At 71.0% G+C, this 12,802-nt stretch carries 9 protein-coding genes and 1 pseudogene; 3 read left to right on the top strand and 7 right to left on the bottom strand.

Annotated elements, in window-relative coordinates; translation table 11 throughout:
- Positions 1 to 78: 78 nt before the first annotated feature.
- The gene (locus BM536_RS14135) at positions 79 to 1,236 is read left to right on the top strand and encodes an acyl-CoA dehydrogenase (protein WP_094102998.1); all 1,158 of its coding nucleotides are present in this window, start codon (positions 79 to 81) and stop codon (positions 1,234 to 1,236) included.
- Positions 1,237 to 1,314: 78 nt separating this feature from the next.
- Here the strand turns inward: BM536_RS14135 and BM536_RS14130 are convergent, their stop codons facing one another.
- Together BM536_RS14130 and BM536_RS14125 are read right to left on the bottom strand one after the other, a co-directional pair.
- Complete coding sequence (locus BM536_RS14130; protein WP_073498501.1) at positions 1,315 to 1,944, bottom strand: HAD family hydrolase; 630 nt, start codon at positions 1,942 to 1,944, stop codon at positions 1,315 to 1,317.
- A complete protein-coding gene (locus BM536_RS14125) occupies positions 1,937 to 3,217 on the bottom strand; it encodes an LCP family protein (RefSeq protein ID WP_073498499.1) in 1,281 nt (426 codons plus the stop codon). The genes BM536_RS14130 and BM536_RS14125 overlap by 8 nt, the downstream gene beginning before the upstream one ends.
- A 119-nt stretch (positions 3,218 to 3,336) precedes the next feature.
- Between BM536_RS14125 and BM536_RS14120 the strand changes: the two genes are divergently transcribed.
- Positions 3,337 to 3,894, top strand: a complete 558-nt coding sequence (locus BM536_RS14120; protein WP_073498510.1) for an acyl-CoA thioesterase — start codon at positions 3,337 to 3,339, stop codon at positions 3,892 to 3,894.
- An 18-nt stretch (positions 3,895 to 3,912) separates the two neighbouring features.
- Here BM536_RS14120 and BM536_RS14115 read toward each other — a convergent pair whose 3' ends face one another.
- On the bottom strand, positions 3,913 to 5,394 hold the full coding sequence (locus BM536_RS14115; RefSeq protein WP_245873495.1) for an LCP family protein: 1,482 nt from the start codon (positions 5,392 to 5,394) through the stop codon (positions 3,913 to 3,915).
- A gap of 185 nt (positions 5,395 to 5,579) precedes the next feature.
- On the opposite strand from BM536_RS14115, the gene BM536_RS14110 reads away from it, so the two are divergent.
- A complete protein-coding gene (locus BM536_RS14110; RefSeq protein ID WP_073496288.1) occupies positions 5,580 to 6,623 on the top strand; it encodes a glycosyltransferase family 2 protein in 1,044 nt (347 codons plus the stop codon).
- 29 nt (positions 6,624 to 6,652) lie between these two features.
- Here BM536_RS14110 and BM536_RS14105 read toward each other — a convergent pair whose 3' ends face one another.
- From BM536_RS14105 to BM536_RS14090, 4 genes and pseudogenes are all read right to left on the bottom strand, one after another.
- Positions 6,653 to 8,386, bottom strand: coding sequence for an LCP family protein (locus BM536_RS14105; RefSeq protein WP_425444631.1), 1,734 nt, complete (start codon positions 8,384 to 8,386; stop codon positions 6,653 to 6,655).
- An 86-nt stretch (positions 8,387 to 8,472) separates the two neighbouring features.
- On the bottom strand, positions 8,473 to 10,227 hold the full coding sequence (locus tag BM536_RS14100; RefSeq protein WP_073496286.1) for an LCP family protein: 1,755 nt from the start codon (positions 10,225 to 10,227) through the stop codon (positions 8,473 to 8,475).
- 264 nt (positions 10,228 to 10,491) lie between these two features.
- Positions 10,492 to 11,707 (bottom strand): annotated as a pseudogene (locus BM536_RS14095) (LCP family protein).
- Positions 11,708 to 11,987: 280 nt separating this feature from the next.
- Positions 11,988 to 12,746, bottom strand: coding sequence for a TIGR03089 family protein (locus tag BM536_RS14090; RefSeq protein ID WP_073496284.1), 759 nt, complete (start codon positions 12,744 to 12,746; stop codon positions 11,988 to 11,990).
- Between the last annotated feature and the right edge of the window lie 56 nt (positions 12,747 to 12,802).

Raw genomic sequence — 12,802 nt, 5'->3', positions numbered from 1 at the left:
TGGGCAGGCCTCTAAAATTTGAGTTACTTAACGGTAATTAGCGAGATCACACCCAGCGTTCTTGGAGCGTGAGAGACCTTGGCCGGATCGGCTGACTTCGACCTGTACCGCCCGTCCGAGGAGCACGACATGCTCCGGGACGCCATCCGCTCACTGGCCGAGGCGAAGATCGCGCCGTACGCCGCAGCGGTCGACGAGGAGGCCCGCTTCCCCCAGGAGGCCCTCGACGCGCTGGTCGCCAGCGACCTGCACGCGGTGCACGTCCCCGAGGAGTACGGCGGCGCCGGCGCCGACGCGCTCGCCACGGTCATCGTCATCGAGGAGGTGGCCCGCACCTGCGTCTCCTCCTCCCTGATCCCGGCCGTGAACAAGCTCGGCTCGCTCCCGGTGATCCTCTCCGGCTCCGAGGACCTGAAGAAGAAGTACCTGGCGCCGCTCGCCAAGGGCGACGCGATGTTCTCGTACTGCCTCTCCGAGCCGGACGCCGGGTCGGACGCGGCCGGCATGAAGACCCGCGCGGTGCGCGACGGCGACCACTGGATCCTCAACGGTGTGAAGCGCTGGATCACCAACGCGGGCGTCTCCGAGTACTACACGGTGCTGGCCGTCACCGACCCGGAGAAGCGCTCCAGGGGCATCTCGGCGTTCGTCGTGGAGAAGTCCGACCCGGGCGTCTCCTTCGGCGCCCCGGAGAAGAAGCTCGGCATCAAGGGCTCCCCGACCCGCGAGGTCTACTTCGACAACGTCCGCATTCCCGCCGACCGCATGATCGGCGCCGAGGGCACCGGCTTCGCCACCGCGATGAAGACCCTCGACCACACCCGCATCACCATCGCCGCCCAGGCCCTCGGCGTCGCCCAGGGCGCCTTCGACTACGCCAAGGGCTACGTCCGGGAGCGCAAGCAGTTCGGCAAGGCGATCGCCGACTTCCAGGGCATCCAGTTCATGCTCGCCGACATGGCCATGAAGATCGAGGCCGCCCGCCAGCTGACGTACGCCGCGGCGGCGAAGTCCGAGCGCGGCGACAGCGACCTCACCTTCCAGGGCGCGGCGGCCAAGTGCTTCGCCTCCGACGTCGCCATGGAGGTCACCACGGACGCCGTCCAGCTCCTCGGCGGCTACGGCTACACCCGCGACTACCCGGTCGAGCGGATGATGCGCGACGCGAAGATCACGCAGATCTACGAGGGCACGAACCAGGTCCAGCGCATCGTCATGGCGCGCAACCTGCCGTAACGCCCCACCGCCGCACGAGAGTCGCCCCCGCCCGTTCTCCGGGCGGGGGGCGACTCTCGTGCACGGACCGGCCAGGGCCTAGGTGAACAGCGGCCGCAGCGCCTTCTCCAGGTCGGCCGCCGTCCGGTGGTGGACGGCCGTCATGCCGAGGGCGGTGGCCGCCACGATGTTCTCCAGGGTGTCGTCGACGAACAGGCAGCGGTCGGGGCGTACGCCCGCCCGTGCCGCGCCCAGTTCGAGGATGCGGCGGTCCGGCTTGGCGAGGCCGACGCGGGCACTGCTGACGACGTCGTCGGCCAGCTCCGTCAGGCCCATGGCCTCCAGGTCACGCTCCAGGCCGAGCGTGGCGTTGGTGACGAGGACGAGCGGCACCCGGACCCGGGCCCGGCGCAGCAGGTCCAGCACGGCCTCGTCCGCCCGGAAGGGGGACTCCAGCAGGGCGGTGCCCAGCGCCCAGCCGGTCTCCTCGTCCACGAGCCCGGCCAGCCCGCGCGCGATGGACGCCACCCACTCCTGCTCGGTGATCCGGCCCAGCAGCAGCGGCCCGTCGACCTCGGGGGAGAAGGCCACCTTCTTGGTGGTCCCCTCCGCGAGGCCCGCGACGCGCTCCAGGGACTCCAGGTGGGTGGAGTCGAAGTGCCGGATCACGTTGTCGACGTCACACAGGACCGCGTCGAAGGGCCGCGCGGCGGCGGGCCGGTCAGCCACCCGACACCGTGACCTTCTCGTCGTTCTTCAGCTGGCTCACCAGCTGCTTCACCTTGGCCTTGTCCCAGACGAGGTTGCCGCCGCTGGACCCGGAGATCGGCATGTTCATCGACGTGCCGTCGCCGCCGTTGACACCCTTCATCGCGAAGAACATCGACCCCAGGTCGTACAGGCCCATGTCCTTGTCGACGATCAGGGTGTCCAGGCCGGCGCTCATGGTCGGGTACAGCTTGAACGGGTTGAGGACCGTGCCCGGCGTGGCCACCTGGTTGGCGAGCGCGGCGAGGAACTTCTGCTGGTTCTTCGTCCGGTCGAGGTCGGAGCCGGCGAGTGCGTACCGGGTGCGGACGAAGGCGAGGGACTCCTCGCCGTTCAGGGTCTGCCTGCCCTTCTTGAGGTCCGCGCCGGACTTGGTGTCCTTGATGTCCTGGGGGATGTCGATCTCGACGCCGCCGACCGCGTCCACGATGCTGGCGAAGCCGGCGAAGCCGATCTCCACGTAGTGGTCGATGCGCAGCCCGGTGTTGAACTCGACCGTGCGGACGAGCAGTTCGGGGCCGTCCTCCGCGTACGCCGCGTTCAGCTTGGTGTGCCGGCCCGTGCCCTCGTAGCGCTTGCCGGAGTCCGAGCCCACGAACGAGGGGATCTCCACGTCCGAGTCGCGGGGCAGCGAGATCAGTGTGTCGCCGTTGGAGCCGGTGTGCAGGATCATCATCGAGTCCGTGCGCTTGCCGTCGGCGGAGCCGGTGTGCAGCGCCTTCTTCTCCTCGGCGGTCATGCCCTCACGGCTGTCGGAGCCGACGATGAGGAAGTTGGTGCCCTCGCCCGCCTCGGGCCGGTCGATGACCTTGGACAGGTCGACCTCGCGCTTCAGCTTGGAGTCGGCCCAGAAGTACGTCCCGACGGTCGTCACGACCAGGACGGTCACGACACTGATCGCGGTCCACTTGATCCGGCGCCGCCAGTTCGGCGCGGGGCGCGCTGCCCGGGTGCCGTGGCCGCCCGGCCCGTCGGAACCGCCGCCGTAGACCTCGCCCGAGCTGTAGCCGCTGTCGTAGCCGGTGTTGCGGGCGTTGGTGAAGTCGCCGCCGCCGTATCCGTGGCCGTCGACGTACGACGGCTGCGGCGGGACGCCCGCGCCCTGCGGCGGGGCGGCCGGACCGCGGCGGACCTGTCGCATCACGCGCGCGCCCTCGGGCTGTGCGCTCGCGCCGCCGTGTCCGTACCCGGAGCCGCGGTTGTTGTCGGACCATCCCTCGGGCCAGTCATTCATGGGCCCCAGTGTGCAGGGCGGCGCCGTGTCCCATACAGGGGCGTCGAGGAATCAGCGCCCCGCTGTTGCCAACCTGACACAAAATCCCGGCTTGTCCGCCTCGGCATAAGGTGGAGGACATGACAGACCAGGTCACCTCCGTGGACTCGGACACCTCGGACATCCCGGGTAAGCCCACGTCCGCGTCCCGCACCACGCTCAGCCACATCATGAGCCACAACGACACCAACCTCCTGGGCACGGTGCACGGTGGCGTGATCATGAAGCTCGTCGACGACGCGGCGGGGGCGGTGGCCGGACGGCACTCCGGCGGACCGGCCGTCACCGCGTCCATGGACGAGATGGCGTTCCTGGAGCCGGTCCGCGTCGGTGACCTCGTCCATGTGAAGGCCCAGGTCAACTGGACCGGCCGGACCTCCATGGAGGTCGGCGTACGGGTGCTGGCCGAACGCTGGAACGAGTCGGCGCCGCCCACCCAGGTCGGCTCGGCCTACCTGGTCTTCGCCGCCGTCGACGCCGACGGCAAGCCCCGCCGCGTCCCCCCGGTGCTCCCCGAGACCGACCGTGACCGCCGCCGCTACCAGGAGGCGCAGATCCGCCGCACCCACCGCCTGTCCCGCCGCCGCGCCATCATGGAACTGCGGGAGCGACGGGTGGCGGAGGGCTTCGACCACTGAGGTCGCGCCGCCCCGGTCTCAGGAGCAGCCGACCTCGTCGCCCCGGACCACTTCGGCCTCGCCCCGTTCCGGGTCGTCCGCCCGGACCTTGCGGACCTGGTGGGCCTCCGCGCCCGCGGTGACCCTCAGGGTGGGGCCCAGGCCCGGGACGGCGCGCAGCTCGCTGCCGGGGAGGGCGGCGGCCAGCGACCTCGCCGAGCGGTCCCAGCGGGGGTCGTGGGAGACGACCGTACGGCGCACCGAGGCGTCGCGGGCCGTGGCCGGCTGTCCGGTCGTACGGAAGCCGGTGGCCCGCAGGGCGGCGTCGACCTGCTTGGCCAGGCCGGGTGTGCGGGTGCCGTTCTCCACCTGGACGCGGATCTGCTGGGGGGCCACCTCCACGCGGACGGCCCTGCCGCGGGCCCGTGGCGTGGTGGCGAGGGGCTTGTCGTCGCGCAGGGCCTCGAAGAGGCGCTCGGAGCGGACGGGGTCCCACTTCACGGTCGAGCCGATGCCCTTCACGGCGTACCCCATCCGCCCGATGGGGACGGTCGTGAACTCCGAGGAGGAGGGGGAGAAGGTGCGCATCGCCCGCCCGAGGTCGAGCAGCTCGGCGGTGCCGAAGTCGCGGTCGGCCCGGACCGAGCCGAGCACCGCCCGCGTCACGTCGCGGAACTTCAGCGGGTTCAGCAGGATCCCGGAGGAGGTCGCCCGGTCGACCAGCCCCGCCAGGAACCGCTGCTGGCGTTGCATCCGGCCCAGGTCGGAGGAGGCGTCGGCGTGCCGGGAGCGGACGTACTGGAGGGCCTCGCCGCCCCGCAGGGTGTGGTTGCCGGGGGCGAGGTCGAGGCCGGTGTAGGAGTCCTGGAGGCGCCGGTCGGTGCAGATCTTCACGCCGCCGAGGACGTCGACGGTCTTCATGAAGCTGGTGAAGTCGACCTCCAGGTAGTGGTCGATCTTCACGCGGGTCATGTGCTCGACGGTCCGCACCGTGAGCTGCGGGCCGCCCTCCGCATAGGCCGCGTTGATCTTGATGGGGTGACCGTGGTGCTTCTCACCGGTGGTCCGGTCGGTGTGCGGGGGCGTCTCGGCGTAGGAGTCGCGCGGCAGGCTGACCACGCTCGCCCGGTCCCGGTCCTCCGAGATGTGCACGATCATCAGCGTGTCGGTGCAGTGGCAGGGCGCGCCGCCGAGCCGGTACCGCTGCCGTTCGGCCTCGGTGATCCGGTCACGGCCGTCGGTGCCGACCATGAGCAGGTTCATGCCGTGACCGGCCCGCGGGCGGTTCTTCATGTCCTTGAAGGGATCGACGCGGGCGATCCCGGAGTCGAGGCTGCTGAGCAGGGTGTGCCCGATCCCGGCGGAGGCCAGCACGACGACCGACAGCGTGAGGGTCGCCCGCATGGCCCAGCGGGGACGTTTCCTCGGTGCGGGGCGGACCGGCCGGCGCGGTGCGCGGCGCGGGTCCCGGCGGACGGGTGCTCCGGCTCGCGCCGGAGGCCTGGCCGCGGCAGCGGACAAGTTCGGGCCGCGGACGGCGGGGGACCGGGGCGGGGTGGGGGACAAGCGGGTCACCTCCGGGCGACGGCCGTACGAGGCGTACGAGGGGAGCCGTGAGCACCGTAGGCCGATACGATCTACCGCCCGCCGCAGGGCACCCGGCGGCGCGCACCCGTGTCCCCCGTTCGCGGTAACGTGATGTCCCTATGAACGCGAAGTCCGACGTGCAGCTCCCCGCCGTGTCCGTCATCATGCCCGTCCTCGACGAGGAGCGGCATCTGCGCGGAGCAGTCCAAGCGATCCTCTCGCAGGAGTACGCCGGCGAGATGGAGGTCGTGATCGCCCTCGGTCCGTCCACGGACCGCACGGACGAGATCGCCGCCGAACTCGTGGCCGAAACCGCGTCCCACAAGAACAAGCGCGTCCACACCGTCCCGAACCCGACGGGCCGTACGCCCGCCGCCCTGAACGCCGCGATCAAGGCCTCGCGCCATCCGGTCGTCGTCCGCGTCGACGGGCACGGCATGCTCTCGCCGAACTACATCGCCACCGCCGTACGGCTCCTGGAGGAGACCGGCGCGCAGAACGTCGGCGGCATCATGCACGCCGAGGGCGAGAACGACTGGGAGCACGCGGTCGCCGCCGCGATGACCTCGAAGATCGGCGTCGGGAACGCCGCCTTCCACACCGGGGGACAGGCCGGCCCGGCCGAGACCGTGTACCTCGGCGTGTTCCGGCGCGAGGCGCTGGAGCAACAGGGGGGATACAACGAGGAGTTCATCCGCGCCCAGGACTGGGAGCTGAACTTCCGCATCCGTGAGGCCGGCGGACTGATCTGGTTCTCGCCGGAGCTGAAGGTGTCCTACCGCCCGCGGCCCAGCGTCAAGGCGCTCGCCAAGCAGTACAAGGACTACGGCCGTTGGCGGCACGTCGTCGCCCGCTACCACGAGGGTTCCATCAACCTGCGCTACCTGGCCCCGCCGGCCGCCGTCTGCGCGATCGCGGCCGGCACCGTGGTCGGCGCGGCCCTCACCCCGCTCGGCTTCCTGATCCCGGGCGGTTACCTCGCGGCGATCGCCCTCGGCTCGCTGCCGGCCGGCAAGGGCCTGCCGCTGAAGGCCCGCCTCCGGATCCCCGTGGCCCTCGCCACCATGCACATGTCGTGGGGCTTCGGCTTCCTGACCAGCCCGAGGTCGCTGGCCAGGAAGGTCATCGCGTCCCGCCGTCCGGCGGTCCTCAGCTCGCGCTGAGCACCGCGGGGGCGCCGCAAGGGCCCGGCCTACCAGGTGTAGGCCGGGTCCACGTGCATGCACTGGCTGGTGTCGGCGGCGTTCATCGTCTCCGCCGAGGTGGGCGTCCTGTCGTCCTCCACCGGCGCCTTGTACGCCGTGCCGGACCGCCAGTCCGCGCCCACGAAGAGCGTGACCCCGGAGACCTCGGTGGACTGCTTCACCCGGCCCGCCGGAACGCCGAGGGCCTTCGCGACCCGCAGGGCGTCCGCCTGGAGGTCGGCGCTCGGGTAGCGGATCACCGTCGTCTTCTCGGCGGTGGCCGGCGAGCTGTCCGCCTTGGCGGCGGTGAAGCCCTTGCCGACCAGCACCTCCGTCACCGCGGTGGCCCGTCCGCGCGCCGCGCCCAGGCTGTCGGTGTACGTCCCGTTGCGGACCTGCACGGCGATCTCGTCGTCCGCGGCAGCCGCGTCGGTGACCGTCGGGGACGGGCTCGCCGTGGCCTTCGCGGCGTCCTTGCCGTCCAGGGCGATGTCCTCGCGCACCAGCCGGAACAGCTTCTCGGCGTCATCGGTGGGCACCACCCGGCCGGGCTGGACGGTGTCGTACCGGTTGGGCATCGTCGTCATGGTGATGCGCTCGGTGGGCACCTTCTGCAGCTCGGTCGCCAGGTCGTACATCTTCTTGACGCTGTCCAGGCCGTCGTCGACCGTGATCGCCCGCGTGGCGGCCTCGGCGAGCTTGCGCAGCCCGTTCGGGTTGGTCAGCTTCGCCTCCGAACGCAGCTGACGGACCATCGAGTTCATGTACATGTGCTGCGCCTTGGCGCGTGCCAGGTCGGTGTCGTCCTCGAAGCCGTAGCGGGTGCGCAGCCACTGGAGGGCCTGCTTCCCCTTGATGTCGTGGGTGCCCTTCGCCAGCTTCAGGCCCGAGCCCTTGCCGGTGCTGGTGTGCGAATGGATGTTGGCGTCCACACACACCGGGACGCCGCCGATCGCGTCCGCCATCGACACCACACCGGTGAAGTCGATCATCATGAAGTGGTCGATGTGGATGTCGGTGAGCTTCTCCCAGGTGGCCACCGTGCAGCCCGGACCGCCGCGCCCCAGCGAGGAGTTGGTGATCTCCCGGGTGAGGGCCCGGAACACCTCGCCGGTGTCGGGGTCCGTGCACTTGGGGATGTCGAGCAGGGTGTCGCGCGGCATGCTCACCACCGACATGTTGCTGCGGTCCGCGGAGACGTGCAGCAGCATCTGGACATCGGCGAGGGGCGTGCCGTTGAAGGTGTCCCTGGCCCCGCCGAGCTTCTGGTTCTCCGCGGTGTCCCGCGCGTCCGAACCGATCAGCAGGATGTTCAGCGCCTTCTGCCCGGCCTCGTTGGCCCTGGTCTCCGCCGCCCGGTCCTTGGCGTCGCCCAGGTTCAGCCGGTCGCTTTTGATGTTGGCGTTGAGATGCTCGTAGTAGAGGTATCCGGCCCCCGCGCCGCCCACTATCACCAACGCGAGCACGGTCGCCGACCAGCGCAGCACGCGCCGTCTGCGCCGTCTTCGGTCCGTGCCACGGCCGGCTCTGCGCCCGCCGCCGTTCTCGCCCGCGCCGCCGTCTCCGCCGCCGTCACTTCCGTCCGGGCAACCGTCTCCGCCGCCGGCGCCTTCGCCCGCGCCACCTTCTCCGGCGCGTTCGCCCGTTCTGCTCTCCTCGCCCGCGCCGCTCTCCTCGTCCGCCGCCGTGGACGTGGTGTCCTCGGCCCCGGGAACCGCTCCCCGTACAGTGCTCCGCCCCACTGGCCCCGCCCCTCCCCCTCGCGCGCCTGACATGACACGGGCCCGTCCCGCGTCAAGTCAGACGCTCGACGGGCCCGCAGGGTTACCTACTTGGCGCACTCGACCTTGTCCGCCGTGGACTTGTCGACCGTGTCCGGCACGGTCGTCGGGGCCGTGAGCGAGACGCCCGCGCCCTTGAAGTCCTTGCCCAGCGTCAGCGTCATCGTCGGCAGACCCTGGGCATTGGTGACGCTCTCGCCCGGCTTCAGCGCCGTCCCCGGCAGCCCCATGATGGCGGCGAGCTTGCGGGCCTGGTCGGCCTGTTCGGGCCCGTACTCGAGCGTCGTCCTGCTGAGTACCTCCGGGGCGTTGCCCGCGTTCTCGGACTTCGTCACGCCCTCATCATTCTGCAGCCAGCTGAGAGTGGCCTGTGCGCTGCCGCCCTCGGCCCCGCCGTTCATGACCCGCACCCGCACCTCGGAGGCCGCGGACTGGGTGCCCTTGAGGCGGGCCGCCGCCGTGGCGGCCGCCGCGTCCTTCGACGCCTTCGCCTGCTCCTTCACCTCGGTGAAGGACACGTCGTCCTGGATCATCCGGAAGACGGTGGGCGCCGTCGCCTCGTTCAGGACGACCGTCGCCTTGACCTTCTCGGCCGGGTTGTCGATGACGGGCACGGTGGTGAAGGTCAGGTTCTTGGTGTTGAGCTTGCCCAGCTCCAGGCCGAGGTCCTTGAGCTTGGTGATGCTGTCCAGCTGGGAGTCGACGGTGAGCGCCTTCGTGCCCGCCTCCGCCAGCTTGATCATCTTGGTGGGGCTGGTGAGCGTGTCGTTCGACTTCAGCTTGCGCATCAGCGAACCGAGGAACTGCTGCTGGATCGCGATCCGGCTCAGGTCGCCGCCGAAGCCCACCGAGTGCCGGGTGCGCAGGAACGCCAGTGCCTGCTCGCCCTGGACGGTGTGCGTGCCCTTCGACAGCTTCAGGTGCGAGTCCGGGTCGTCGATGTCCTTGGCCAGACACACCTCGACGCCGTCGACCGCCGTCGTCAGCGTCTTGACCGCGTTGAAGTCGGCCACCATGAAGTTGTCCGGGGTGACCCCGGTCAGCTCCGTCACCGTGCGCATGGTGCAGCTGGGCGTACGGCCGTCCTGGCCCAGGCTGGTGTTGAAGCGGACGCCCTGCGTGCCCTTGATGATCTCGCTCGAGCCGTCCTCCTGCTCGGTCGGGCAGTCCGGGATGTCCACGATCAGGTCGCGCGGGATGCTGAGCGCGGTCGCGTTCGTCCGGTCCTTGGAGACGTGCAGCAGGATCGTCGTGTCGGCGTGGCCCACGCTGCCGGAGTCGCCGTAGCCCTCGTTGCCCGAGCCGGTGCGCTTGTCGGTGCCGATCACCAGCAGGTTGATCGCCTTGTCCTTGCTGAAGCCACCGGTGCTCGCGCCGTCGTCGGAGACGGAGGTGATGTTGTCGTTGAGGTGCTCCAGGTAGAGGTAGGCCGCACCGGCGGTGCCCACCAGGACGAAGGCCATGGTCCCGCCGGTCCACAGCAGGACCTTCTTCGCCTTCGACTTCTTCGCCGGCCGGCGCCCGCGCCTGCCCGGCGGGGGCTCCTCCGGCACGGCCCGTCGCCGGCGCGGCCCCGGCACCTCCGGGGTGTCCCGTTCCGGAGCCGTCGTACGGCTGCCGGAAGCGGCTTCGGGGCCGGGTGCGCCGCCCGCCGCACGGGCGGCACGCCTACGAGGCCCGGGCACCGCCGACTGCGGTGCGGAAGGGGTCAGTCGCAGTTCGTATTCACCGGTGTCCGGATTGAGTACCCACTGGTCTGCGGGGTCGATGTTCTCCACCCGCCCACGGCCTTGCGCGTCCACGGTTGTCCGAATCCTCCGTCGGGGCCACGCGGCGCCCTTCCCCTCTAAGGCGCTCGGGTCTCGGTCACACAGTGCACGACCCCAGAACGGTCCTCAGGCCGGGTGCACCGGATCGCTCACACTATCCGCCAAGTTCGGCGCAGAGCGACGACGGTGACAAATTCCACGTCCCTACAACCGGTCAATCCGGGCTATTTCCTTGAACTGGCGTTCGCCACGGCCGTCCCGCATGGGAAGCGCTTCACCCGTGACCGTGCGCCCAGCTCACGCGCAGGTGTGGTCGCCGGCCGTGTTCCCCCGGAAAGTCGGCTCCGACGGACTCGGCGACGCGTACGTATCGTGATCGGACGACTCCGAAGAGGTGGAATTCTCCGACTGCTCCGACTGCTCCGACTGCTTCGGCTTCTCCGGCTTCTGCGACTTCCCGGGCTCCCCCGGCGTTTTCCCGGTGACGGAGACCGGCGCGTCCGTGCGCAGCCGTTCGAAGAGCTTCTCCGCCGCCGGCTCCACGAGTTGGTCGCGATTGGCGTTGTAGACGTACGACTCCCGGGGAACGGTCAGGAATCGCACCTGTGCGGTGGGAATGTCCCGCAGGCCGCGCACGAGTGCGTAGAGACCGCGCAGACTCGCCAGATCCGGGTCGGTGGTGAGCGAGGACGTGGCCGCGTCCAGCACCGGATACAGCTTCACCGGATTCAGCAGGACGTCATTGCTCTGCGCCTTGTTGACGAGCGCCCCGAGGAATCGCTGCTGCCGGTCCATCCGGTCGGTGTCGCTGCCGTCGCCGAGGGTCTTGCGGGCGCGGACATAGCCGAGGGCCTGCTCGCCGTCGAGCCGCACCCGCCCCGCGGGCAGCCGCAGTTTGGCCGCCTTGTCGCGGATCGGCTCCTTCAGGCACACCTCGACCCCGTCGAGAGCGTCGACCATCTTCTTGAAGCCGTGGAAGTCGACGACGACGTGGTGGTCGATCCGGATGTCCGTCAGTTTCTCCACCGTCCGGATCGTGCAGGCCGAACCCCCTGTCTGGAACGAGTAGTTGAACATCGCGAACGTCGGCGACGACCGGGAACCGTCCGGCCGCCGGCAGGCCGGCACGTCCACCATGAGATCGCGGGGGATCGACACGGCCGTCGCGCTGCGCCGCCCGGCGGACAGGTGCAACAGGATCGTCGTGTCCGACCGCTCGGTCCCGGAATCCCGCCCGTACTCGCCGTTGCCGTCCCCCGCGCGCGAGTCCGAACCGATCAACAGCACGTTCCGCGCGTCCTTCACCAGCGCGGTCGGCCGCTCCTTCGCGTACCGCGCCAGCTCCGCCGCGGCCGCCTCGTCCGGCGTGATGTTCCCGTCGAGCTTGGCGTACACGACCCACCCGGCCACCCCGGTCCCCACCCACCAGCAGCCCCACCACCCCCGCCCCGACCTCGAACCGCCGCCGCCGACGCCGCCGCACGAGCCCCGCACCGAGAGCGGGACGCCCCACCCCGGCCCGAGGGCCTGTCCGCGCCCGGCCCGAGAGGTTCGCCCGCCCCGTTGCTCCCACTCACGTCGGCACCCGTCCCTCCCGCTCACCGTACGAAAACGCCGTGCAGTCCCTACGACGATGCCGCGCCCGGGGGCGGAGCGCGGGCGGGGAGGGGCTGGACGGGTGAACGGGGAGTGGGGGAGGGATGCGTGTCTCGGAGCAGGGCGGACGCTCACCCGCCCGGCGCGGGTGGGGCGATCGGCCGCCGGAGCGGGTCATGGGCGATGCGGGGGCCCGGCTACCGTGCCGTCGCCGTCACCCGTTCGCTGTCGATCCGCCTCGTCAGGGTCTCCTCCGACGCCTGGTCCATGTTCCGGCACAGGACGACCGAGCCGCCGGTGGCGAGCGGGGCGTACAGGCCGGCGCTGAGGCCCTCCCAGGTGTCGTACGGCAGGCCCGACAGGAGCCGGGAGCCGGGGCCCATGAGGCCGAGGGCGGGTGCGTCGGCGCGGGCGCGCTCCACCAGTTCCGCGCTCGTGTACTCCGCGCCGGCCACGATCAGCGCGGGCTCCTCCGGGTCGACGGGCGCGTACGGCGCGAAACGGTCGCCGTGGGTCGGCACGTCCACCGCGTAGTCGGCGTACCCCTCCGGCGGTGCCGGGACGAACCGGCGGCCGAGCGGCGCCAGCGACAGCGCGTACCGCTCGCCCCGGCACGCCAGCCCCGCCTCGAACCGGCCGGGCCCGGCCACGACGAAGTCAGCGCGGGCCGGATCCCCGGCCACGTCCGCGACGACCCCGGCCGAGGAACACGCGAGCAGCCACACGGCCGTCTGCCAGTGCGCGGGCAGCAGCAGCGCGACGCGGTCGCCGGGTTCGGCGGACAGTCCGTCCTGGACGAGGTTCGCGGTCTTGGCCACCCAATTGGCGAAGGTGGCCACGGACAATTCCACCCGTTCGCCCGTGGCGTCGTCGTAGAAGGTCACCAGGGGACGCGCGGGGTCCGCGGCGAGCGCGGAACGCAGCAGGTCGGCAGGGGTGCGGTCAGTGGCGTTCACCCGCGTCAGCGTACGCGCCGCCCGTCGCCGAACGCCCGCCACCGTGCCACCGGTTC

Origin of the sequence: Streptomyces phaeoluteigriseus (assembly GCF_001896135.2) — a bacterium.
Classification (GTDB): Bacteria; Actinomycetota; Actinomycetes; order Streptomycetales; family Streptomycetaceae; genus Streptomyces; species Streptomyces phaeoluteigriseus.
This window is presented reverse-complemented; position numbering and strand designations above follow the sequence as displayed.

Coding starts and splice junctions, on each gene's coding strand:
- BM536_RS14125 (WP_073498499.1), bottom strand. CDS start 3,217: ATGAATGACTGGCCCGAGGGATGGTCCGACAACAACCGCGGCTCCGGG.
- BM536_RS14120 (WP_073498510.1), top strand. CDS start 3,337: ATGACAGACCAGGTCACCTCCGTGGACTCGGACACCTCGGACATCCCG.
- BM536_RS14110 (WP_073496288.1), top strand. CDS start 5,580: ATGAACGCGAAGTCCGACGTGCAGCTCCCCGCCGTGTCCGTCATCATG.